The 22,203-nt window shown below is 67.2% G+C and carries 21 protein-coding genes; 2 read left to right on the top strand and 19 right to left on the bottom strand.

Annotated elements, in window-relative coordinates; all coding sequences use genetic code 11:
- Positions 1-9: 9 nt before the first annotated feature.
- The 15 genes from hflK to JC881_RS25845 form a co-directional block, all read right to left on the bottom strand.
- The gene (gene hflK, locus JC881_RS25915; protein WP_198788583.1) at positions 10-1,392 is read right to left on the bottom strand and encodes an FtsH protease activity modulator HflK; all 1,383 of its coding nucleotides are present in this window, start codon (positions 1,390-1,392) and stop codon (positions 10-12) included.
- A 74-nt stretch (positions 1,393-1,466) separates the two neighbouring features.
- Positions 1,467-2,636 carry a GTPase HflX gene (gene hflX / locus JC881_RS25910; protein WP_198788582.1) on the bottom strand — a complete coding sequence of 390 codons (1,170 nt, stop codon included), beginning with the start codon at positions 2,634-2,636 and terminating at the stop codon, positions 1,467-1,469.
- Positions 2,637-2,692: 56 nt separating this feature from the next.
- Complete coding sequence (gene hfq / locus JC881_RS25905) at positions 2,693-2,938, bottom strand: RNA chaperone Hfq (RefSeq protein ID WP_012747311.1); 246 nt, start codon at positions 2,936-2,938, stop codon at positions 2,693-2,695.
- Positions 2,939-3,103: 165 nt separating this feature from the next.
- On the bottom strand, positions 3,104-4,447 hold the full coding sequence (der, locus tag JC881_RS25900) for a ribosome biogenesis GTPase Der (RefSeq protein WP_013542109.1): 1,344 nt from the start codon (positions 4,445-4,447) through the stop codon (positions 3,104-3,106).
- A 60-nt stretch (positions 4,448-4,507) separates the two neighbouring features.
- Positions 4,508-5,650 carry an outer membrane protein assembly factor BamB gene (gene bamB / locus JC881_RS25895; RefSeq protein WP_198788581.1) on the bottom strand — a complete coding sequence of 381 codons (1,143 nt, stop codon included), beginning with the start codon at positions 5,648-5,650 and terminating at the stop codon, positions 4,508-4,510.
- A 7-nt stretch (positions 5,651-5,657) separates the two neighbouring features.
- A complete protein-coding gene (locus JC881_RS25890; protein WP_198788580.1) occupies positions 5,658-6,350 on the bottom strand; it encodes a YfgM family protein in 693 nt (230 codons plus the stop codon).
- A 6-nt stretch (positions 6,351-6,356) separates the two neighbouring features.
- Positions 6,357-7,667, bottom strand: a complete 1,311-nt coding sequence (hisS, locus tag JC881_RS25885) for a histidine--tRNA ligase (RefSeq protein WP_198788579.1) — start codon at positions 7,665-7,667, stop codon at positions 6,357-6,359.
- A gap of 16 nt (positions 7,668-7,683) precedes the next feature.
- Positions 7,684-8,985: a flavodoxin-dependent (E)-4-hydroxy-3-methylbut-2-enyl-diphosphate synthase gene (gene ispG / locus JC881_RS25880; RefSeq protein ID WP_198788658.1), complete on the bottom strand. Its 1,302-nt coding sequence runs from the start codon at positions 8,983-8,985 to the stop codon at positions 7,684-7,686.
- A gap of 5 nt (positions 8,986-8,990) precedes the next feature.
- Positions 8,991-9,956: a helix-turn-helix domain-containing protein gene (locus JC881_RS25875; protein WP_198788578.1), complete on the bottom strand. Its 966-nt coding sequence runs from the start codon at positions 9,954-9,956 to the stop codon at positions 8,991-8,993.
- Positions 9,949-10,803 (bottom strand): type IV pilus biogenesis/stability protein PilW, encoded by an 855-nt coding sequence (pilW, locus tag JC881_RS25870; protein WP_198788577.1) that lies wholly within the window; start codon positions 10,801-10,803, stop codon positions 9,949-9,951. The genes JC881_RS25875 and pilW overlap by 8 nt, the downstream gene beginning before the upstream one ends.
- Before the next feature lie 4 nt (positions 10,804-10,807).
- Positions 10,808-11,962 carry a 23S rRNA (adenine(2503)-C(2))-methyltransferase RlmN gene (gene rlmN, locus JC881_RS25865; RefSeq protein WP_198788576.1) on the bottom strand — a complete coding sequence of 385 codons (1,155 nt, stop codon included), beginning with the start codon at positions 11,960-11,962 and terminating at the stop codon, positions 10,808-10,810.
- A gap of 21 nt (positions 11,963-11,983) precedes the next feature.
- Positions 11,984-12,409, bottom strand: a complete 426-nt coding sequence (gene ndk / locus JC881_RS25860; protein ID WP_013542117.1) for a nucleoside-diphosphate kinase — start codon at positions 12,407-12,409, stop codon at positions 11,984-11,986.
- A gap of 152 nt (positions 12,410-12,561) precedes the next feature.
- Positions 12,562-14,370, bottom strand: coding sequence for a pseudouridine synthase (locus JC881_RS25855; protein ID WP_198788575.1), 1,809 nt, complete (start codon positions 14,368-14,370; stop codon positions 12,562-12,564).
- Positions 14,357-15,265 (bottom strand): SMC-Scp complex subunit ScpB, encoded by a 909-nt coding sequence (gene scpB, locus JC881_RS25850; RefSeq protein ID WP_198788574.1) that lies wholly within the window; start codon positions 15,263-15,265, stop codon positions 14,357-14,359. The genes JC881_RS25855 and scpB overlap by 14 nt, the downstream gene beginning before the upstream one ends.
- A 129-nt stretch (positions 15,266-15,394) precedes the next feature.
- The gene (locus JC881_RS25845) at positions 15,395-16,363 is read right to left on the bottom strand and encodes an RluA family pseudouridine synthase (protein WP_198788573.1); all 969 of its coding nucleotides are present in this window, start codon (positions 16,361-16,363) and stop codon (positions 15,395-15,397) included.
- Positions 16,364-16,434: 71 nt separating this feature from the next.
- Between JC881_RS25845 and JC881_RS25840 the strand changes: the two genes are divergently transcribed.
- Complete coding sequence (locus JC881_RS25840; protein ID WP_198788572.1) at positions 16,435-17,241, top strand: outer membrane protein assembly factor BamD; 807 nt, start codon at positions 16,435-16,437, stop codon at positions 17,239-17,241.
- 14 nt (positions 17,242-17,255) lie between these two features.
- Here JC881_RS25840 and JC881_RS25835 read toward each other — a convergent pair whose 3' ends face one another.
- Both JC881_RS25835 and JC881_RS25830 read right to left on the bottom strand, forming a co-directional pair.
- Positions 17,256-19,322 (bottom strand): ATP-dependent DNA helicase, encoded by a 2,067-nt coding sequence (locus JC881_RS25835; RefSeq protein WP_198788571.1) that lies wholly within the window; start codon positions 19,320-19,322, stop codon positions 17,256-17,258.
- A complete protein-coding gene (locus tag JC881_RS25830) occupies positions 19,319-19,522 on the bottom strand; it encodes a YdcH family protein (protein WP_041943815.1) in 204 nt (67 codons plus the stop codon). Before JC881_RS25830 ends, JC881_RS25835 begins: the two co-directional genes overlap by 4 nt.
- Positions 19,523-19,630: 108 nt before the next feature.
- Here JC881_RS25830 and JC881_RS25825 point away from each other — a divergent pair, with 108 nt between their 5' ends.
- Positions 19,631-20,419: a PP2C family protein-serine/threonine phosphatase gene (locus tag JC881_RS25825; protein WP_198788570.1), complete on the top strand. Its 789-nt coding sequence runs from the start codon at positions 19,631-19,633 to the stop codon at positions 20,417-20,419.
- Between the two features lie 11 nt (positions 20,420-20,430).
- Here the strand turns inward: JC881_RS25825 and JC881_RS25820 are convergent, their stop codons facing one another.
- Both JC881_RS25820 and zapE read right to left on the bottom strand, forming a co-directional pair.
- On the bottom strand, positions 20,431-21,096 hold the full coding sequence (locus JC881_RS25820) for a hypothetical protein (protein ID WP_198788569.1): 666 nt from the start codon (positions 21,094-21,096) through the stop codon (positions 20,431-20,433).
- Positions 21,093-22,193, bottom strand: coding sequence for a cell division protein ZapE (gene zapE, locus JC881_RS25815; protein WP_198788568.1), 1,101 nt, complete (start codon positions 22,191-22,193; stop codon positions 21,093-21,095). Before zapE ends, JC881_RS25820 begins: the two co-directional genes overlap by 4 nt.
- Between the last annotated feature and the right edge of the window lie 10 nt (positions 22,194-22,203).

Below are 22,203 nucleotides of genomic sequence, written 5' to 3'. Positions count from 1 at the left end.
TGGCCTTTTTCAGCGCACGTCGCGTTCACGCGAACGACCGTCACGTGCACGGGTCTCGCCCGTGGGCGGCGCCACCGGGATCACCGACGACTGGGCCGGCGCGGTGCCGGCCACGCTCGGGCTGGCAGCATCGACGGGTGTGGCGGCCGCATTGTTGCCGCCCAGCTGCATGATCTTGTCCAGAGGCAGGTACAACAGGTTGGAGCCGGCCTTGGTGTCGACCAGGACCTTGGTGGTGCTGGCGTAGATCTGCTGCATGGCGTCGGTGTACATGCGGTCGCGGGTGACCTGCGGCGCCTTCTGGTATTCGGCCAGCACCGCGCTGAAGCGGCCGGCATCGCCTTGCGCCTGGGCCACGATGCGCGCCTTGTAGGCTTCGGACTCTTCCTTCAGGCGCGAAGACGTACCGGTGGCCAGCGGCACCACGTTGTTGGCGTAGGCCTGTGCATCGTTCTTGGCGCGCTCGCGCTCCTGGCCGGCCTTGAGCACGTCGTCGAACGCCGCCTGCACCTGCTCGGGAGGACGCACACCGCCCTGCTGCAGATTGATGCCGACGACTTCGACGCCGATCTTGTAGCGGTCCAGGATGGTCTGCATCAATTGCCGCACGCGCGGGGCGATCTGATCGCGCTCCTCGGCGAGGGCTGCATCCATCTTCATCTTGCCGACCACTTCGCGCACGGAGCTCTCGGCCACCTGCACGATGGTTTCAGCCGGCGACTTGCTCTCGTAGAGCCAGGCCTGTGCGTTGCTCAGGCGGTACTGCACGGCGAACTTGATCTCGACGATGTTCTCGTCTTCGGTCAGCATGGCCGATTCGCGCAGGCCCGTGGAACGCACGATGGCGTCGCGGCCCACATCCGTCGAACGGATCTGCGTGGTCACCACCACTTCGTGGCGCTGGATGGGGTACGGCAGGCGCCAGTTGAAGCCGGCGTTCACCGTCGACTTGTAGCGGCCGAACTGCGTGACCACGGCCTGCTGGCCTTCGTTCACGATGAAGAAGCCGGTGCCGAGCCAGATGAGGATCGCCACGGCAGCCACCAGGCCGAGGCCGAATCCTGCGTTTTTCATGTCGGGTCTGTAGCCGTTGCCGCCACCGCCACCGCTGCCGCCATTGCTGCCGTTGGGGCGATTGCCACCGCCCTTGCCGCCGCCGAAGAAACCGCCGAGCTTGCGATTGAGGTCGCGCCAGAGTTCATCGAGGTCGGGCGGGCCCTGGTTGGGACCCTGGCCACGCGGGCGGTTGCCGTTGTTATTGTTGTTGCCCGAAGGCGGGGGCGTCGGTGCGCCCGGAGGATCGGCATCGGGGGGCCGGTTGCCGGCTGGGCGGTCGCCGTTGGAGGACGGCTCGTCGCCGCGACCCCATCGGCCATCGTTCAGGTTGAACATGCCCAGAAACCCTCTCCACGCTGGCTTTGCATTCATTCGCTTCGTTCTCTTGTCAGTGGCGGGATTGTGCCCAATCAAAGGGCGGCATCGTGCAATTCAGTGTCGTCCGCAGGGGTCATCGTATCGGCTACGGAGCCCGATTGCCGGGCCAGCTCGGCGCGCAGCAACGGCACGCCCTCGCCGCTTTTGGCGCTGAGGAAGATGCGGGGGACCTGAACGCCGTCGATTTCCATCTCGTCCTGCAGATGCAGCGGACGTTGCGCGCTTTCAAGAGCATCGAGCTTGTTGAATACCAACAGTTGCGGAACGGCGTCCGCGCCGATCTCGCGCAGGACGGTCTGCACCTCGGCCATCTGCTCGGGGTAATGGGGGTTGGAGGCGTCGATCACATGCAGCAGCAGGTCGGCATCGACCGCCTCCTGCAACGTGGCCTTGAACGCGTCGACCAGGCCGTGCGGCAGGTCGCGGATGAAGCCGACGGTGTCGGAGATCGACACCTGGCGTTTCGCGTCGCCCAAGTAGAGGTTGCGCGTGGTGGTGTCGAGCGTGGCGAAGAGCTGGTCGGCCGCATAGGCGCGCGCCTTGACCAGCGCATTGAAGATCGACGACTTGCCCGCGTTCGTATAGCCCACCAGCGAGATGTTGAAGGTCTCGCGGCGCTCCCGCTGCCGGCGCTGCGTGCCGCGCTGCTTCTGCACCTTGGCCAGGCGCTCGCGTGTGCGCTTGATCGACTCGCCGATCATCCGGCGATCGAGCTCGATCTGCTTTTCGCCCGGACCGCCGCGCACACCAGCGCCACCGGTCTGGCGCTCCAGGTGGGACCAGCGGCGGACCAGCCGCGTGCTCAGGTACTGCAGGCGAGCCAGCTCGACCTGCAGCTTGCCTTCATGCGAACGCGCGCGCTGGGCGAAGATTTCGAGGATGAGGAAGGTGCGGTCGTAGACCGCGATGTCCAGCTGGCGCTCGAGGTTGCGCTGCTGCGCCGGGCTCAGGGACTGGTCGAAGATGACCTCGCTCGCCTGATGCATGGCGGCGAGCTCCTTGATCTCGTCGGCCTTGCCGCTGCCCACGAACAGCGCCGCATCGGGCGCCTTGCGTTTGCAGGTGATTCGGGCGACAGGCGTGAGACCCGCGGTCTGCGCGAGCAGGCCGAGTTCCTCGAGTTCGCTGTCGAAATGGGGCAGCCCAAAGTCGACGCCGACGAGAACGGCGGCGCCTTCCTGGCGGTGGATCAGTTCAGACAAGCGGAATCAGAAAATGAAAAAGCGCGACGGAGGGGACTCCGCCGCGCTCCGCGCGATCAGGCTGCGGCGTCGTCGTTCTCGGCAGCCGAGAAGTTGACGGCACGACCCGGCACGATGGTGGAAATGGCGTGCTTGTAGACCATTTGCGTCACTGTGTTGCGGAGCAACACGACGTATTGGTCAAAAGACTCGATCTGGCCCTGCAGCTTGATGCCGTTCACCAAATAAATGGAAACCGGCACATGCTCGCGACGCAGGGTGTTCAGAAACGGGTCTTGCAGAAGTTGCCCTTTATTGCTCACGATATTCTCCGTGTTCAAGAGTAGTTGTTGGAGAGATGACCTTAACACAGGGTTTCTGCGCTGCAGCAATCGGACCCAAAAGCCTTGAGAAAATAACGGCTCTCAAAAGACGGAACTTCCGTTCCAGCTGCAACTCATCGGCCGCCATCGGCGGCCAAGCCCGCTTTAGCTGTCCTTGTCCGCAAAGGGATTTTGCGAGCTTTTGAACTGGATACGCAAGGGCGTGCCCACCAGGTCGAATTCCTTGCGGAAGCGCCCTTCCAGGAAACGCTTGTACGCATCGGTCACGTGCTCCAGTGAATTGCCGTGGATGATGATCACCGGCGGATTCATGCCGCCCTGGTGCGCATAGCGCAGCTTGGGCCGGAACATGCCGCCGCGCTGGGGCGCCTGGAATTGCACCGCCTCCAGCAAGAGGCGCGTGAGCACCGGCGTTGACATCTTGCGCGTGGCCGACTTGTGGGCCTGCGCAATGGCCTGCCACACCGGACCGAGCCCCTGGCGCTTGATGGCCGAGATGAAATGCAGCGAAGCGAACTTCAGGAACGGCAGCCGGGTTTCGATCTGCCGCTGGATCTGCTCGCGCTGGTAGCTGTCGACCGCGTCCCACTTGTTGATGGCGATCACCACCGCGCGGCCGCTCTCCAGGATGTAGCCGGCGATGTGCGCGTCCTGGTCGGTCACGCCCTGCGTGGCGTCCAGCAGCAGCAGCACGACGTTGGCCGATTCGATGGCTTGCAGCGTCTTGACCACCGAGAACTTCTCGATCGCCTCGAACACCTTGCCCTTGCGGCGCAGGCCTGCCGTGTCGATCAGCTCGAAGCGCTGGCCGTTGCGCTCGAACGGCACCGAGATGGCGTCGCGCGTGGTGCCCGGCATGTCGAAGGCCACCAGGCGCTCTTCGCCAAGCCAGGTGTTGATCAGCGTGGACTTGCCGACGTTGGGCCGGCCGGCCACTGCCAGCTTGATGGGCTTGTTGACGTCGTCTTCGTCGGTCTCGTCGTCCGGGTCCGGCAGGTTCAGCGGTTCGAGCGCCAGCTCGACCAGGTCGCGCATGCCCTGCCCGTGCGCCGCGGACACGCCGTGCACGTCGCCGAAGCCCAGCTCGTAGAAATCGACCAGCTTGGTGCCGTCGTGCATGCCTTCGGCCTTGTTGGCCGCCAGCACGCAGGGCTTGCCCAGCCGGCGCAGCTCGTTGGCGATGTCGTGGTCCTGCGCCGAGAGGCCTTCGCGCGCATCGACCACGAAGATCACCACGTCGGCCTCGGCCACGGCCTGCCGCGTCTGCTTGGCCATTTCCTTGTAGATGCCGCTGCCGGCATCGGGCTCGAAGCCGCCAGTGTCGATCACGATGAACTCGTGCTTGCCCAGGCGGCCGTTGCCATAGTGGCGGTCGCGCGTGAGGCCGGCGTAGTCGGCGACGATGGCGTCGCGCGTCTGGGTCAGGCGGTTGAAGAGCGTCGACTTGCCGACGTTGGGACGGCCGACCAGGGCCACGACCGGCTTCATGGCCGGCCTTTCGATGGCGCGGTTTTCATGGTCGGGCCTTGAGAGTGGGAAAAGAAGAAATTATTCAGGGCGATAGCCAAACACGCCGCCCTTGGCGGTCACGACCACGACCGTGTTGCCGGCCAGGACCGGCGCAACGGTGATGGCCGAGCCATCGGGCGTGACGCGATTGAGCAGCGCGCCATCTTCGCGCGAAACGAAATGCAGGGACCCGGTGTCCTCGCCGATGATCAGCGAGCGGCCCACCGCGAGCGGCGAGGTCAGCACACGGTTCTTGAAGCGGGTCGACTGCCAGGCGCGCTCACCGTCGCCGCGGCGCCAGGCCGTCACGCTGCCGTCGGATTCGGTGCCGTAGACAAAGCCTTCGTCGCCGGTGACGCCGTCCGCGCCCGAGGCCGGCTTGCTCCAGACCAGCGCGCCGCGCTGCGTCTCGACGCATCCGACGCTGGCGTAGTAGGCCCGCGCGCAGACGCCGTCGCCGAAGCGGCTCACGCTGCCGGTCAGGTCGACCAGGCGCTCCACGTCGTTGGTGCCGCGCGGCGCCGCAATGGGCGATTCCCAGCGCGAGGTGCCATTGGCCGGGTTGATGCCGACCAGCCGGCCGCCGATGCCCGCGACCAGCGTGTCGCCCACGGCGATCAGCACGCCCGACTTGCGCAGCACCAGGTTTTCACCGGGGCGCTGCTGCAGCCAGAGGCGGCGGCCGCTCTGGCCGTCCCAGGCGCTGATGCTGCGGTCGGCGGTCTGCACGAACACGCGGCGGCCAGCGACCAGCGGTGCGGTGAAGGCTTGCGCCGAGAGCTTCTGCTTCCACAGGACCTTGCCGCCTTCGATGGCGACGAGCTCGTTGTTGGTGGTGACGACCGCGGCCATGGAGCCGTCGCTGCCGACGCCTGCCGCCAGCGTGGCGCCCGCGTTGGCACGCCAGGTTTCGCGGCCGGCACGGGCGTCGATCGCCACGACAGTGCCGTCGCTGCCGGCCACGGTCACGATGTCGCCGCTGACGTCGGTGGTGAGCGGGAAGCCCACTTCCGGAATCTTCACGCTCCAGGCCTGGCGCACGCCGAGCGTCGAAGGGTTGGCGGGCAGCTCGGCCGGCTTCGGCTTGCCGGAGCCCGAGCAGGCGGCCAGGAGCGCGACCAGAACGAGAGCAGAACCCGCGCGCAGGGCGGCCGATTCAGGCATGAGACGCTTGAGATTCATGATGCGGTCAGGGAGTTTTGGGGGCTGCGGGTGTGACAGTGATGGTCGGCGCCAGGCTCTTCGGGTCGACACCGACCGCGTTCAGCTTGATCTCGACCAGGCGGCGGTAGTCGGAGGTCGCGCCCAGGCCCGTCCAGGCCTTGCGGTATTCCTGCTGCGCCTCGTCGCGCTTGCCCTGCGCCATGTAGATGTCGCCCTTGCGGTCGGCCACCAGCGGTTCGAATTCCTTGGGCACCTTGCCGTCCAGTTGCTTCAGGGCTTCGTCGTACGACTTGCCATCGAGCAACTCGGCCGCGAGCCGCAGCTTCGCGATGGCCTGGTAGCCCGGATCGATGGCGCTCTGCGCCACCCAGCCCAGCGCGGCACGCGATTCCTCGACCTTGCCCTTTTCGTACAGCGTCTTCGCGGCCAGGAGGCCCGCCTGCTGCGCATAGGCGGTGCCGGCGAAGCGTTCCTTCATGTCGCCCAGCACGCGCTGGATGCGCTCGACGTCGCCGGATTGCGTGCTGCGCTCGACCTCGTCGTAGAGGGCCGCGGCCTGGGCTGCCTTGCTGCGCTGGAAATACTGCCAGCCGTTCCAGGCCACGAAGGCGCCGGCAACGAGCAGCACGGCCCAGGTGATCAGGGTGCCGTAGGTGTTCCAGAAATGCTTGAGCTGGTCGAGCTGTTCCTGTTCTTCGAGATCGAGATGGGTTGCCATGCGCTGTCAGGTGTTGGGAGCCGGGGATTGTAGGGTGGTGGCCCAGGTGGCCACTTCGGCGAGCGGCCGCGAGGTTTGCGCACCGACGCCGTCGCGCAGGGCCTTGAGAGTCACTTCGCCGCGCGCAAGTTCATCGGCGCCGAAGATCAGGGCGTAGGTGGCGCCGCTGTTGTCGGCTTTCTTCATCTGCGACTTGAAGCTCGCCAGGCCCTCGGCCGTCGCACCATGCATCTGCACGCGCACGCCAGCTTCGCGCAGTTGCTGCAGCGTGCGCAGCACCAGCGGCATGGAGGACGCGTCGGGCACGATGGCGTAGGCATCGGGCAGCGGTGCGGGCATGTCCACGCCCTGCTCTTTCAGCAGGTCGAGGATGCGCTCCACGCCCATGGCCCATCCCACGGCCGGCGCGGGCTTGCCGCCGATCTGCTCGATCAGGCCGTCGTAGCGCCCGCCGCCGCAGACGGTGCCTTGCGCACCAAGGCGGTCGGTGACGAACTCGAACACCGTGAGGTTGTAATAGTCGAGCCCGCGCACGAGACGCGGGTTGATCGTGTAGGCGATGTCGTTGGCACGGAGAATGGCCTGCAGCCCCTCGAAGTGCGCGAGCGATTCGGCACCGAGGAACTCGCTCAGCTTGGGCGCCGACTCGACCACGTCCTTCATGGCCGGATTCTTGGTATCGAGGATGCGCAGCGGATTGCTGTGCAAGCGGCGCTTGCCGTCTTCGTCGAGCTTGTCGGCATGCTGCTCGAAGTGGGCGATGAGCTGGGCGCGGTGCAGCGCACGCTCTGCGGGCTGGCCCAGGCTGTTGAGTTCGAGCCGCACGTCGGTCAGGCCGATGGCCTTCCACAGCGCGCTGGCCAGCAGGATCAACTCCGCATCGACATCGGGCCCGGCAAAACCCAGTGCCTCGGCACCGATCTGGTGGAACTGGCGATAGCGCCCGCGCTGCGGCTTCTCGCGGCGGAACATCGGGCCCGTGTACCAAAGGCGCCGGGGGCCGTCGTAGAGCATGTTGTGCTCGATCACGGCACGCACGAGACCGGCGGTGTTCTCGGGACGCATCGCGAGGTGCTCGGCCTGGCCGTGCTTGTCGGCGCGGTCCTCGAAGGCATACATCTCTTTTTCGACGATGTCCGTGACCTCGCCGATGCCGCGCACGAAGAGCGCGGTGTGCTCCAGGATCGGCGTGCGCACATTGCGGTACGCATAGCGCCCCATCAGGTCGCGCACGGTGGCCTCGAGCCACTCCCAGCGCGCCGATTCGGGCGGCAATATGTCGTTCATGCCTTTGACGGCATTCAATTTTTCAGCCATGAGTCTCGCGGAGGTGTCAGGCAGCGACGGCGTGCTCGCCGCCGAAGCGCTTTTCGATGTAGGTTTCGACGAGCTGGTGGAACTCGTTGGCGATATTGTCGCCGCGCAGCGTAAGGGCCTTCTCGCCGTCAATGAAGACCGGCGCGGCGGGCGCCTCGCCGGTGCCGGGCAGGCTGATGCCGATGTCGGCGTGCTTGCTCTCGCCGGGGCCGTTGACGATGCAGCCCATGACGGCCACCTTCAGCGTCTCCACGCCCGGGTATTTCTTGCGCCAGACCGGCATCTGCAGGCGCAGGTAATCGTCGATCTGCTTGGCCAGTTCCTGGAAGGTGGTGCTCGTGGTGCGGCCGCAGCCCGGGCAGGCCGTGACGCTCGGCACGAACACGCGCAGGCCCAGGGCCTGGAGAATTTCGTTGGCGATCAGCACTTCCTGGGTGCGCGACTCGCCCGGCTGCGGCGTGAGCGACACGCGAATCGTGTCGCCGATGCCCTCCTGCAGAAGAATCGACAGCGCCGTGGCCGACGCCACCGTGCCCTTGGTGCCCATGCCGGCTTCGGTGAGGCCCAGGTGCAGCGGATAGTCGCAGCGCCTGGCCAGTTCGCGGTACACCGAGATCAGGTCCTGCACGCCGCTCACCTTGCACGACAGGATGACCTGGTTGCCGGCCATGCCCATCGATTCGGCCAGCTTGGCCGATTCGATGGCCGAGGTGATCAGCGCCTCGTACATCACCTGCTTGGCGTCCCAGGGCTGGGCGCGCTGGCTGTTGGTGTCCATCAGGCTGGCGAGCAGTTCCTGGTCGAGGCTGCCCCAGTTCACGCCGATGCGCACCGGCTTGTTCCAGCGCATCGCGGCGTCGATCATCTGGCCGAACTGCTTATCCTTCTTGTCGCCCTTGCCCACGTTGCCGGGGTTGATGCGGTACTTGCTCAGCGCCTCGGCGCAGGCCGGATAGTCGGTGAGCAGGCGGTGGCCGTTGTAGTGGAAGTCGCCGATCAGCGGCACGTCGATGCCCATGCGGTCGAGCTGCTCGCGGATGTAGGGCACCTGGGCCGCCGCCTCGGGCGTGTTGACCGTGATGCGGACCATCTCGGAGCCCGCGATGGCGAGCTCCTTGACCTGGATCGCGGTGCCGATGGCATCGACCGTGTCGGTGTTGGTCATCGACTGCACGCGCACCGGCGCATCGCCGCCCACCGTGACGATGCGCGGGCCCCAGGCCACGCTCGCCTGGCGCGAGCGGCGCGCCTTGGGCGCCGCCGATTCGATGGCTGATTCGACGGCCGATCCGATGGGTTGGGGAGTGCAGTCAGTCAAGTCGGTCACGATGTCACCTCGAAACGCGCCACGCCGCCACCGCGCGTGACAGGCTTCAGATCGTAGGCTTTTCCGCGCACCTGCACGTCCACGGCCGAAGCGCGCCCCACCACCACCGAAAGCGGCAGCGTGCCCGACAGCCCGACGGTTTCGCCGGCCTGCAGGCTGCGGCGCAGCAGTTGCTTGCCGCCGGCTTCGGTCACGGTGATCCAGCACTCTTCGCGTGCGACGAAAACCAGTTGTTGGCTGCTGTTGGCGGCGGCAACGGGAGACGCCGCGCCAGGCGCGACGGTTGCAGGGGCAGCCGCGTTTGCCGGATTTGCAGTGGCGGCCGTGGCGGATGCATCGCCCGCCGGGCCCGTCGGCGCGACGGCCTGCACGGGAACGCTCTCGGCAACAACGCCCGGCGTGCCCGCAGCCGAGCCGGGCGCGTCGCCCGCCGCACCCGCCCCCGCATCGGTGTCGCTGCGCGACGTGAGACGCGACACCGAGACGCCGATCTGGTCGAAGACCGACTGCGGCAGCCAGAAGAGCGCGCCGGCGCCGATCAACAGCAGCACGACCACCGTCAGCAGCGCCCGCGATGGCAGCACGCTGGAGCGGCCGCCGTTCCAGCGCGGCGTGCCGGAGACGATGTTGGTCTTGAGGGTGCGGTCGGCCACGGCCAGCGCCGTGTGCGTGGTGTTCGGCAACTTGGCGAGCACGGGCGCCGGATCGATGCGCAAGGCGCGGCAGACGCTGCTGGCCAGCGCGCGCGCAAAGACCGGGTCGGGCAACGAAGCGATGTCGTCCGCCTCCAGCGCCATGAGTTTTTGCGGTGGCACCTTGAGGGCGGCGGCAACCATATCGATATGCAGTCCGTGCGCCTCGCGCGCCTCGCGCAACAGGTCGCCGGCCGTCTTGTGCGTGATGTCGCCTTCCTCGAGCGGCAGCGCCGCGGAAGTGCCGAACTCCGAAACCCGTTCAGTCATTGAAATTCCCGCGCTCGTACGCTGATGCCTCCCGCGATTGGGGGAAGCGGCGTTGCAGTTGGCCTCCCAACTGCGCGATGGCTTCGCGGTTGTTGAGCTTGCGTTCGATCTTGATGCCCAGCCAGAGCGTCTCGGCACTGGCCGAGGGACTGTTGTTGACGCGGCGGATGTAGAACTGCGCGCGCTGCCACTCTTCGCGCTGCGCCAGCACCGACGCCAGGTTGAAGCCGACCACCGGATTGCCGGCATCGATTTCATAGGCCTGCAAGAGACTGCGCTCGGCCTGCGGGCGCAGTCCGGCCTTGAGCTCGCAGACGCCCTGCGTCATGAGGGTCTTGGCGCGGTCGTTGTAGCTGGGCACGGCGAGCGCTTCGGTGAACTGCTGCGCCGCATCGCCGAAACGGTTCTGCTGGCACAGCAGCCAGCCGTAGTTGTGGCGGATGTTGGGGTCGCGCGGCGCGATCGCGATCGCGCGGCGGAAGCTGTCCTCGGCCAGGCCCGCATCTTCCAGGCGCATGTAGACGAGGCCGCGCAGGTTGTAGGCGTCCGCATAGTTGGGGTCGGCCACCAGCGCCTGCTTGATCTCGTCGAGCGCAACGGTGGTCTGGCCGTGTTCGAAATAACCGGAGGCCAGCTCCATGCGCAGGCGCGCGCGGCGCTGCCGGCTGGTCTCGTCGGACTCGGTGACGATCTCGTTGCCCTTGCCCGAGCTGGTGTCGGCCAGGCTGGTGGTGGTGGTCCGCGTGTTGACGCAGCCGGCGAGCAGAAACGCCACGGCGACACCGGCAAGGCTGGCAGCCAGCAGGCGCTGCGTGCTCGCGGTGGTCATCGGAAAGGCCATGCTCATCGCTTCAATGCTCCTGGGGGACGGTGGGGGTCTTGCGCATCGGATGCAAGACGACGGGACGTTCGGTTGCACGGCGCTGGGCCATGCGTTCGGCGGCGCGGGTGCGGTCCTTGACGTCGCCGGCGAGCTGCCCGCAGGCGGCATCGATGTCATCGCCGCGCGTCTTGCGCACAGTGGTCACGAGGCCCGCCTCGCTCAGCGCCCGGGCGAACGCCAGCACGCGCGGCTGCGGCGAACGCAGCAGGCCCGAGGCCGGAAACGGGTTGAACGGAATCAGGTTGAACTTGCACGAGACGTCGTGCCTGCGCACGAGTTCGATCAGCTGGCGCGCGTGCTCGGGCTGGTCGTTCACGCCGTCGAGCATGCAGTACTCGAAGGTGATGAAGTCACGCGGCGCGTGTTCGAGGTAGCGCTTGCAGGCCTCGAGCAGTTCGGCGATCGGGTACTTGCGATTGAGCGGCACGAGGTCGTCGCGCAGCGCATCGTTGGGCGCGTGCAGAGAAACGGCCATGGCCACGGCGCAGTCGGAGCCCAGGCGGTCGATCATCGGCACGACGCCGGAGGTCGATACGGTGACACGGCGGCGCGACAGCCCGTAGGCGTTGTCGTCGAGCATGGTGCGCAGCGCGGGCACCAGCGCGGTGTAGTTCTGCAGCGGCTCGCCCATGCCCATCATCACCACGTTGGAGATGACACGTTCGGCGCGCTTCAGGTGCTTGCGCAGGAAGTGTTCGGCAAACCAGAGCTGGGCGACGATTTCGCCCGTGCTCAGGTTGCGGCTGAAGCCCTGATGCCCGGTCGAGCAAAAGCGGCAACCGACCGCACAGCCGGCCTGGGACGACACGCACAGCGTGCCGCGGTCGTCCTCGGGAATGAATACGGCTTCGACGGCATTGCCGTCGCCGACGTCGAACAGCCACTTGATCGTGCCGTCCTTGGATTCGTGCTGCGTGAGGACCGGCAAGGCCTCCACGCGCGCGGTGGTCGCGAGTTTCTCGCGCAGCGACTTGGCCAGATCGGTCATCTGGGTGAAGTCGCTGGCGCCACGCTGGTGGATCCAGCGGAACAGCTGCGTGGCGCGGAAACGCTTCTCGCCGAGTTTTTCGCAGAACGCAGCCAAACCCTCGAGATCGAAGTCGAGCAGGTTGGCCGTGGTCATGGAATCAGTCGGCAGACAGCTTCAGCGTGCGTAGACGTTGAGGCCGGCGAAGAAGAACGAGACTTCGTTCGCTGCGGTTTCAGGAGCGTCCGAACCGTGCACGGCGTTGGCGTCGATGCTGTCGGCGAAGTCGGCGCGGATGGTGCCGGCGGCTGCCTTCTTGGGGTCGGTGGCGCCCATCAGGTCACGGTTCTTGGCGATGGCGTTTTCGCCTTCGAGCACTTGCACGAACACGGGGCCCGAGATCATGAATTCGACCAGGTCCTTGAAGAAGGGACGCTCCTTGTGGACCGAGTAGAACTGTTCGGCTTCGTTGCGCGACAGATGCACCAGCTTGGCAGCGACGATCTTGAGGCCGGCAGCTTCGAAGCGGGAGACGATCTTGCCGATGACGTTCTTGGCAACGGCGTCGGGCTTGATGATGGAGAGAGTACGTTCGATAGCCATTGAAATGCTTCCTGCAGCTTTGATTTTGAAGTGTTTTGTCACAACTGCAACGAATTTGTTTCGCCACCAGTCGACAAAGCCTCTGATTTTAACCGGCGCGGCCCCCGGGGTTGGTGAAAACCCCGCGAAAGCCGCGCCGTGACGGCTGGCTTTCAGCGTCCGCGGCGGCGCGAGCCGGCCGGGCCGCCGTAACCGCCGCCGCCCGGAGCGCCACCGCCGCCGCTGCGGCGCCCCCCCGGCCCTCCGCGCTGCTCCTTGCGCTGGCGCGAGAAGCTGTCGGCGCCGATGTAGCCCAGCGAGGTCTTCATCGGGTCGGGTTGGTTGGCACCGCTCGGCTGACGATCGTCGCCCTGCTGGCGATTGCCGCCGCCCTGCCCCTTACGGTTGTTGCCGCCGGCATTGCCGCGGCGCTGCTGCGGCGGGCCGCCGTTGCCGCCACCACCACCACCACCGCCGCCGCGATTGGCACGGCCACCGCGATCGCCGCGCGGCGCACGGCCGTCACCCAACGGATTCGGAATGGGCGCCTCGCGCCCGTCATCGCGCATTTCGCGCGGCTGCTGTCCTTGCCCCTGACCCTGGCCACCGCCGTTGCGGTTGCCGCGGCGCTTCTTGTTGCGCCCGTTGCGGCCACCGCCCTCGGGGCCGCCGGGGCCACGTTGCTGGGGCGCCGCGGGGCGCACAGCCGCACCGCCGGAGGCCTGGAACAGCGCGCGGATGTCGCGCTCGTCCAGCTCCATCCAGGCACCGCGCTTCAGGCCGCGCGGCAGCACCATCGCGCCGTAGCGGATGCGGATCAGCCGGCTGACCGCATGGCCCACCGACTCGAACAGCCGGCGCACTTCGCGGTTGCGGCCTTCGGAAATGGTCACGCGGTACCAGCAATTGGAGCCCTCGCCGCCGCCCTCTTCGATGGTGCCGAACTGCGCCATGCCGTCTTCCAGGCGCACGCCGTCGAGCAGCTTCTGCTTCTCTTCGCTGCTGAGCGCACCCAGCACGCGCACCGCGTACTCGCGCTCCAGGCCGAAGCGCGGGTGCATCAGTTGATTGGCCAGGTCGCCGGAGCTGCTGAACAGCAACAGGCCTTCGGTGTTCAGATCGAGGCGGCCGACCGATTGCCACTTGCCCTGCTGCAGGCGCGGGAGCTTGCGAAACACCGTGGGCCGGTTCTGCGGATCGTCATGCGTGACCACTTCGCCCACGGGCTTGTGGTACGCGATCACGCGCGGCGGCGGCGGTGCGATGCGGTAGCGGATCGGCTTGCCGTTGATCTTGACCTGGTCGCCGTACTGGATGCGCTGGCCGATGTGCGCGGGCTCGTTGTTGACGGAAATGCGGCCCTGCAGGATCAGCGACTCCATCTCGAGCCGCGAACCCAGGCCCGCTTGCGCCAGCACCTTGTGCAGCTTGGGCGAATCGGCTTCGGGCAGCAGCACGCGCTTGAGCGGCGGCACCTCGGGGCTTTCCTCGTCAGCGTCGAACTGGCCCGAGATGACGTCCGCGAAGCGGATCGGCTCTGGCGGCGGTGCATTGCGCTGCTCGCGCTCGGCGGCACGGCGGGCGCGGTCGAGGTCGTCTTCTTCCTCGTCGGGCTCTTCGTCTTCGTCCTCGTCGTCACCCTGATCGTTCTGGTCACCGCGGGGAGCTTCCTCTGCGGGGCGCTCCTGGCGAGCGGCTTCGACCGGTTGGACTTCTTCGGATGCACTTGCGACAACCGGCGCCTGGAGCACGGGCTCTACGGGCTCGGCCTGCTCGGCCACGGGCGATGCCTCGGCCTCATCGGCAGCCACCTCGATCACCTTCTTCTTGCGCGGGCGCCGCTTCTTGGGAGCCTCGCCATCGGCAGGCGCTGCGGAATCGATGCCCGCATCCGCAGCCTGCTCGGTCGCTGGCGCCTCCTTTTTCTCGGATTCAGGCGCGACCGGCGGAATTCCCGCGTCGTCGGTGTCAGATGGGCTCATGGGGTTTTTCCGGAGGAACTGCGTGGGGGTCGGCCTCGTCCTGGGACGCGGCATCGGGGTCGGAATCGGTGACGGGGGTGGGCTCGGCTTCGGCGGGAGACCCAGCTTCGTCGGCTGCGGGAAGCGGGGCTTCATTTGCTTCGGCCACGTCGGCCGCTGCGGCGTCTTCGGCCACCTGCGCTGCTGCAGCTTCCACCACTTCGGGGGCGGCTTCGATCGTGCCGTCGGCTGTCGAGGGAGCTTCTTGCGTCGCTTCGCCCGGCGTCACGTCCGCGTCGCCATCGCCGGACGCGTCGGCATCGGACTCGGCCACGGCGTCCATCGGCAGGCCCGGCTGGTTGCCGGAGGCCTGCTCGAGCGCGTCGACCAGCGCGGCCTGCTGCGCGGGGGTTTCGATCAGCGGGAGTTGGTCGAGCGAGGCGAGACCGAGGTCGTCGAGGAACTGGCGCGTGGTCGCGTACAACGCGGGCCGGCCGACGGTTTCGCGGTGGCCGATCACCTCGACCCAGCCGCGGTCCTCGAGCTGCTTCAAGATCAGCGAGTTGATCGTGACGCCGCGGATGTCTTCCATGTCGCCGCGCGTGGCCGGCTGGCGGTAGGCAATGATGGCCAGCGTTTCGAGGGCGGCGCGCGTGTAGCGCGGCGGCTTCTCGGGGTGCAGGCGATCGAGGTGGTCGCGCATTTCGGGCCGGCTCTGGAAGCGCCAGCCGCTGCCGACGCTCACCAGCTCCAGGCCGCGTTGCGCCCAGTCTTCCTGCAGTTCAAGCAACAGCACCTTGATGGTGTCCACACCCAGTTCGTCGTCGAACAGCACGCGCAGATCGCGCACCGGCAACGGCTGGCTCGAACAGATCAAGGCGGTTTCGAGAATGCGCTTGGCATCCGCCGTATTCATGGTTCGCGTTATCCGGGAAAAGGCGCCTCGGGGGCGCTTGTTCAGAAGGATGAAAGAAGGAGGCGTTGCCGGCACGCGGCGAGTGCAACGCAGGGCCGGCATCGGGGGGCCGGCGCGGCCCTCGGGCCGTCAGGCGCGATTGTAGTCCAGCCCCCAGGACTGCAAAGCCTGAACGAGGTCCGGCGGCGGCGGCGAGCGGAACTCCAGCGCCGCTTGCGTGACGGGATGCACGAACGCGAGCCGGAACGCATGAAGCCCCTGACGCGCCAGGCCGACGGCCGGGGCGCCGCCGTACAGCGCGTCGCCCACCAGCGGATGGCCGATCGACGCCATGTGCACGCGAATCTGGTGGGTACGGCCGGTCTCGAGCGTGCAGCGCACCACGCAGCCTTCCGAATGGCTGTCGAGCCGCTCGATCAGCGTGCGGGCCGTCTTGCCCGACTGGCGCTCCAGGTCGACCACTGCCATCCGCAGCCGGTTGCGCGGATCGCGCCCGATCGGGGCATCGACCTGGCGCGCGGCGGCGCCGGCCCACGGCTTGTGCCCGATCGCCAGGTACTGCCGCTTGACCTCGCGCGCGGCGATCAGCGCCACCATCGCGTCCATCGCGGCGCGGGTGCGCGCGACCACCATCAGCCCGCTGGTATCGCGGTCGAGCCGGTGCACGATGCCCGCGCGCGGCAGCAGCACGGCCTTCGCATCCAGCGCCAGCAGCCCGTTCAGGAGCGTGCCGCTCCAATGGCCCGGGGCCGGATGCACGACCAGCCCGGCCGGCTTGTCGACGATGCGCAGGTGCTCGTCCTCGAATACGGTGACGAGGTCCATCGGCTCGGGCCGGAAGGCCTGGCTCTGGGGCGTGGGCCGCAGTTCGATGTGGCCCGCCTGTCCCGCGCGCACGGTGGCCGAGGCCTTGGTGAGCGCGCGGCCCTGAAGCTCGACCGCGCCGGCTTCGATCAATTGCTGCAGGTAACTCCTGGAAAATTCGGGCACCAGGACGGCCAGCGCCCGGTCGAGCCGCTGGCCATGCTGCGCTTGGCTGATGGCAAAGGGGCGCAGTTCGCTCGGCTCGACCGGATCGGCGCCCTCTTCGAGCTCCATGGTTTCCGGGGGATCGGCTGAAGGGTCGGTCGATATAATTGAAGGCAACTGTTTCACGAAAGCCGTATGTGATGTTTCGCGCCAAATTATCGGTCCCCGCTTGGATCGCGCTCAGCGCGGCGGCTCTGCTCGCTACCGGCTGCTCTTCCACCAAGGAAGACAAGACCGCCGGCTGGAGCCCCAACCGCATTTACTCGGAAGCCAAGGAAGAATCCAGCTCGGGCGCCTACGACAAGGCCGTGCCCCTGTACGAGAAGCTCGAAGGCCGCGCCGCCGGCACCCCGCTCGCGCAGCAGGCCCAGCTGGAAAAGGCCTACGCCCAGTACAAGGGCGGCGAAAAGGCCAATGCCATCGCCACCATCGACCGCTTCATGAAGCTGCATCCGGCCAGCCCGGCTCTCGATTACGCGCTGTACCTGAAGGGCGTGATCAACTTCAACGACGACCTGGGCATGTTCGCGTTCCTCACGCGCCAGGACCTGTCCGAGCGCGACCAGAAGGCCGCCAAGGAATCGTTCGAATCGTTCCGTGACCTCGTCACGCGCTTTCCCGATTCGCGCTACGCGCCCGACGCGCGCCAGCGCATGAACTACATCGTGAACTCGCTCGCGCAGTACGAAGTTCACGTGGCGCGCTACTACTACTCGCGTGGCGCCTACCTGGCGGCCATCAATCGGGCGCAAATCGCGCTGTCCGACTACCGCGAAGTGCCGGCGCTCGAAGAAGCCCTGTACATCATGGTGAAGTCGTACGACGCCCTCGGCATGAACGACCTGCGCGACGACGCCCAGCGCGTGCTGACCACCAACTATCCGCAGAGCACCTACCTGGCCAACGGCTTCAAGGGCAACAACGACCCCTGGTGGAAGCTCTGGTAAGGCGCTTCTAACGCCTAGTAAGGATTCTTGAGGGCGCCGATGGCGCTCTCGAAATCCGCTTCGGTTTCCAGCCGCCGCATCGGCGGCAGCGCCGCCAGCAGGCGGCGGCCATAGCCCATCGCCACCAGCCGCGTGTCGCAGATCGCGAGCACGCCGCTGTCGGTCTCGCGGCGAATCAAACGCCCCGCCCCCTGCTTGAGCGCCACGGCCGCCTCTGGCAACGAATAGTCGCTGAACGAGCTGCGCCCTTGCGCTTCCAGGCGCTGCGAGCGTGCTTCGACCAGGGGATCGTTGGGCGGCGGGAACGGCAGCTTGTCGATGACCACCAGTTGCAGCGCATCGCCGGGCGCATCGAAGCCTTCCCAGAACGACGCCGACGCCACCAGCACGCAGCCGGCACGCCCCTCGTTTGCGCCTTCGCGGAATCGCTCCATCAGCACGCGCTTGGGCAGTTCGCCTTGCACCAGCACCTCGGGCCGCACCGCCGCATCGAGCAGTTCGAAGTGCTGCTTCATCGCGTCGCCGATGGTGCGCAACGCGCGCAGCGTGGTCGTCAGCACCAGCGTGCGGCCGCCGAGTTCGGCGGCGCCGCGTGCAGCAAGTTGCGCGACCTTCGCGCTGTGCGAAGCGTCGTTGGGTTTCGGAAAAACGCGCGGCACGTAGAGCGCCGCTTGCGATGCGTAGTCGAACGGGCTCTGCACGCGCAGCACCTCGGCATCGCCCAGCCCGCAGGGCTCGGTGAACCAGCGCAACGTGGGCTCGTCGCCCAGCGTGGCGGAGGTGAAGACCCAAGCGCGGCGGTCGGGCTCCCGCTCCTGCACCGCGGGGCGCTCGCCGTAGGCGTCGGTGTCGCTGTCGTCTTCGTCGCCCGGCTCGCTGATCTTGAGCACGCGCTTGCGCATCGCCTCGGCGATGTCGAGCGGCGATTCGATCAGCCGCAGTTGCGAGCCCACGTCCACCCAGCGCACCGAATCGACCGCGCATGGCAGCGCGAAGCGTGCCGCGCGCTTGGCGAGCTGCTGCGCGCGCTCATTCAGGCGCACGAAGTCCGGAGAAATTTCGCTGACGGTATCGAGCCCCTCGGCGGCGGCCTCGAACGAATGCTGCAGGTCTTCGAGCGCCCCCTGCCAGGCACCCGGATCGACGCCCTCTGGCGACTGCCCCAACCAGCGCAGCTTGGCGCCGGGCCATTGCTTGCCGACCACGAGCCGAAGTTCGCGCGCGGCACGTTCGACCGCCGCCACCAGCTGCTGCCAATCGACCAGCCCGCGCGCATGCTGCAGGCCGGCGCCCAGCATGTCGCGCGCGAAGTCGAGCGCCTGGCCGCTGCCCAGTTGCGCGCCGAGAAACTGCACGCCGGTCTCGTTGAGTTGATGTGCCTCGTCGAACACCACCACGCTCACGGTCGGCAGCAGTTCGGCCATGCCGGTCTCGCGCACCGCGAGATCGGCGAAGAACAGGTGATGGTTGATGACCACGATGTCGGCCGCCAGCGCCTCGCGCCGCGCCAGGTTGACGTGGCAGGGCTTGAACTGCGGGCACTGCGCGCCCAGGCAGTTCTCGCGCGTGGACGTGATCAGCGGAATGAGCGGCGAGCGCTCGTCCAGCCCCGGCAGCTCGGCCAGGTCGCCGGTGCGCGTGGCCTTGGACCATTGCTCGATCTTGGCGAGCGTGCGCAGGCTCCCGCGCTCGGGCAGCGAGGCGTCGTGGCGCGCCGTGTCGAGCCGGTGCAGGCACAGGTAGCTGCCGCGCCCCTTCAAGAGGGCCGTGCGCACCGGCAGCCCGAAGGCTTCGACCAGCCGCGGCAGATCGCGGCCAAACAATTGATCCTGGAGCGTCTTGGTGGCGGTCGACAGCAGCACGCGCTCGCCGCTCAGCAGGGCCGGCACGAGGTACGAAAAAGTCTTGCCGACACCGGTGCCGGCCTCGACCACCAGCACGCCGCCCTGGTCGATGGTGCGGGCCACCGCCATCGCCATGTCGGTCTGGCCCGAGCGTTCGCGGAATTGTTCGGCCGCGTGCGAAAGCACCCCGCCCTGCGCGAACGCATCGCGCACCTTGTCCTCGAGCGTATCGGTCACGCGGGCTCTCTCGGGTCGAGCATGTTCTCCACGCGCGTGATCTGGTCGCGCAGCGCGAGACGGCGCTTCTTCAGGCGCCGCAGCAGGAGCTCGTCTTGCGGCGAGGCTTCGGCGAGGCGGTCGATGGTGGCGTCCAGATCGGCGTGCTCGATGCGCAGTTCGATCAGCTGGCGGGAAAGGGAGTGGAGATTGGAGTCCAACGGTGGGTGTGCGAACGCAGGGTTTGCGCGGCGCATGTTCATTCGATAATACGTCCTGATACGAATTTACGAGAAGACAGGAAGCGCGCCTTCGGCGCACATGTGCTCATGACCCAAGGCTTTCGACTTGCCGCCGCCACCGGCCTCCACAAGGGAGACCGTCCCTATCAACAGGACCAGGTGTTGATGATGAGCCATCCGCGCACGCCGGGCTGTGTCCTGGGCGTCATCGCCGATGGCATGGGCGGCCGCAGCGGTGGCCGCAAGGCCTCCGACCAGGTGCTGATGACCGCGCGCCAGCTCTTCACCCGTTACCACCCTGACCGCGACGACCCCGAGGCCGTGCTGCGCCAACTGCTCGACGACGCGCACACGGTCATCAAGCTCACGGCGATCTCCAGCGAGCAGGAACCGCACAGCACGCTGGCCGCGTTCCTCATGAACCCCAAGGGCGACTGCGCCTGGATTCATGCGGGCGACTCGCGCATCTATCACTTTCACGACGGGCAACTCATCAAGCGCACGCGCGACCATTCGTACGTACAGGCGCTGGTCGACCGCGGCCAGATCAGCGAGGCCGAGGCCAACGTGCATCCGCAAGGCAACATCCTGCTCGGGTGCCTGGGCATGGCCACGACGCCGCCCCCCATAGACCCCCACTACATCCCGAAGATGCAGCCGGGCGACCTGCTGATGGCCTGCAGCGACGGCCTTTGGCACTACTTCAGCCCCGCGGAGTTGGCGAGCGTGCTGTATGCGCAGCCGCCGCGCGATGCGGTCGAAATCCTGGTGGGAGAAGCGCGTCGCCGGGCTCGCGGCACGGGCGACAACATCTCGATCGCCGTGCTGAAGTTCGACTCGCTGCCGGAGACGGCGGCCGCTGCGGCCACCGCCTGATCGCATCGCGCTCAGCGCGCCGGCGCTGATGCGGCCGTGGCCGGCGGCAGCGGCGCGCCGCGCGGCTTGGTGCGGTTGGCGTTCTGCCGCTCGCGGCTCGCCCTGTGCTCTTCGGCCTTCTTCTGCTTGTCGGCGAACTGCGCGGCGGTGGTCGGCGCCTCGGCGCGGCGCTGTGCGGCCTTGGCCTGTGCATCGGCGTGCGCCTTCTGCTTGTCGTCGAACTGCCGCTGGCGCTCGGCGGCCTCGGCGGCCGTGGCGGCACGGCTGGTGGCATGGTCGGCGGCGCGCTGCTCGCGGTCCTTCTGGCCCTGCTGCGACTGCTCTTTCTTTTCGTTCGTGTCCGCCGGGCGTTGCGTCGCGGCCTTCTGGTCGAGCTTCTGCAACTCCGCGGCACCGGCGCGCTGGCGCTGGATGTCGTTGATCGCCGTTTCCTGGCGCTTGATGCTGTCCAGCTCCGTGCGCCGACGGCCGCGGCTCTCGCGCAGGCAGTCCTCGACCGCGAACTTCTTGTAGCAGGCCGTGCGCTCCAGCACGAAGCGCGCTTCGATCGCTTCGCGTTCGCTGGAGAGCCGGCTGCGTTCGGCATCGAGGTTGGCGTTGCCGGCCGCGGCGTTCGACTGCGCCCAGAGCGGAAGGCTGGCCAACGTCATCAGCAAGGCAAGGGCGATTTTTTTCATGTGAGTCGGGTATCGACGATGCGGCGTTCCAGGGAGAGGAACTCGCTCGACTGCATTTCGGTGAGCCGGGAGACCGTGCGCGGAAACTCGTGCGCCAGCGGACCCTCGGTGTACAACGCCTCGGGCGGAACCTCAGCCGACATGATGAGCTTCACGCGCCGGTCGTACAAGACGTCCACCAGCCAGGTGAAACGGCGTGCTTCCGAGGCCATGCGCACCGGCATGTGCGGCACGTCGGACAGGAGCACCGTGTGGAACTGGCTGGCGATCTCCAGGTAGTCGTTCTGCGAGCGCGGTCCGCCGCACAGCGTCTTGAAGTCGAACCAGACCACGCCGCCGGCCTTGCGCCGCGCACGAATCTCGCGCGCCTCGATGTGCAGCACCGGGTTTTCGTCGGCCGTCTCTGCGAGCTTGTCGAAGGCCTTGCGCATTTCCTTCTCGGCCGACGCGTCGTTCGGCGTGAGGTACATGCGCAGTTGCTCGAGCGTGCGGCGCCGGTAGTCGGTGCCGTTGTCCACGCTCAGCACTTCGAGCTTCTCGTTGAGCAGCGCGATCGCGGGCAGGATGCGGTCGCGGTGCAGCCCGCCGGGGTACAGGTCGTCGGGCTTGAAGTTGGAGGTAGTGACGAAGCCCACGCCGTTCTCGAACAGCGACACCAAGAGACGGTGAAGAATCATCGCGTCGGTGATGTCCGCCACGTGGAACTCGTCGAAGCAGATGAGCTTGTAGCGCTTCGAAATCCGCAGTCCCAATTCGTCGAGCGGGTTGACCGTGCCCTGCAATTCGCGCAGTTCGCGGTGCACCTCGCGCATGAATTCGTGGAAGTGCAGCCGCGTCTTGCGGCGCAGCGGCACGGCGTTGAAGAACAAGTCCATCAGGAAGCTCTTGCCCCGCCCGACGCCACCGTACATGTAGACGCCGCGCGGCAGCTCGGGCCGGTTGATGAACTTCTTCAGCGCGTTGGAACGCTGGGCCTTGTACTCGGCCCATTCGTTCGCGCAGCGATCCAGCGCCGCCACGGCATGCAGCTGCGCGGGATCGCTGTGGAACCCGCGCGCGGCGAGTTCCTTCTCGTAAGCCTCTTTGACGCTGGCCAAGGGATCAGCG

Origin of the sequence: Variovorax sp. IB41 (assembly GCF_016405905.1) — a bacterium.
In the GTDB taxonomy this organism is placed as follows: domain Bacteria; phylum Pseudomonadota; class Gammaproteobacteria; order Burkholderiales; family Burkholderiaceae_C; genus Variovorax.
Note: the sequence above shows the minus strand (reverse complement) of the source record. Positions and strands in the feature narration are given on the sequence as shown.

Bases quoted from the DNA above. Each gene is read 5' to 3' on its own strand.
- JC881_RS25845 (WP_198788573.1), bottom strand. From the start codon at position 16,363: ATGGAGCTCGAAGAGGGCGCCGATCCGGTCGAGCCGAGCGAACTGCGC.
- bamB (WP_198788581.1), bottom strand. From the start codon at position 5,650: ATGAATCTCAAGCGTCTCATGCCTGAATCGGCCGCCCTGCGCGCGGGT.
- JC881_RS25875 (WP_198788578.1), bottom strand. From the start codon at position 9,956: ATGACTGAACGGGTTTCGGAGTTCGGCACTTCCGCGGCGCTGCCGCTC.
- scpB (WP_198788574.1), bottom strand. From the start codon at position 15,265: ATGAATACGGCGGATGCCAAGCGCATTCTCGAAACCGCCTTGATCTGT.
- JC881_RS25855 (WP_198788575.1), bottom strand. From the start codon at position 14,370: ATGAGCCCATCTGACACCGACGACGCGGGAATTCCGCCGGTCGCGCCT.
- pilW (WP_198788577.1), bottom strand. From the start codon at position 10,803: ATGAGCATGGCCTTTCCGATGACCACCGCGAGCACGCAGCGCCTGCTG.
- JC881_RS25820 (WP_198788569.1), bottom strand. From the start codon at position 21,096: ATGAAAAAAATCGCCCTTGCCTTGCTGATGACGTTGGCCAGCCTTCCG.
- JC881_RS25890 (WP_198788580.1), bottom strand. From the start codon at position 6,350: ATGGCAACCCATCTCGATCTCGAAGAACAGGAACAGCTCGACCAGCTC.
- rlmN (WP_198788576.1), bottom strand. From the start codon at position 11,962: ATGACCACGGCCAACCTGCTCGACTTCGATCTCGAGGGTTTGGCTGCG.
- JC881_RS25840 (WP_198788572.1), top strand. From the start codon at position 16,435: ATGTTTCGCGCCAAATTATCGGTCCCCGCTTGGATCGCGCTCAGCGCG.
- JC881_RS25825 (WP_198788570.1), top strand. From the start codon at position 19,631: ATGACCCAAGGCTTTCGACTTGCCGCCGCCACCGGCCTCCACAAGGGA.
- ndk (WP_013542117.1), bottom strand. From the start codon at position 12,409: ATGGCTATCGAACGTACTCTCTCCATCATCAAGCCCGACGCCGTTGCC.
- der (WP_013542109.1), bottom strand. From the start codon at position 4,447: ATGAAGCCGGTCGTGGCCCTGGTCGGCCGTCCCAACGTCGGCAAGTCG.
- hflK (WP_198788583.1), bottom strand. From the start codon at position 1,392: ATGTTCAACCTGAACGATGGCCGATGGGGTCGCGGCGACGAGCCGTCC.
- hisS (WP_198788579.1), bottom strand. From the start codon at position 7,667: ATGGCTGAAAAATTGAATGCCGTCAAAGGCATGAACGACATATTGCCG.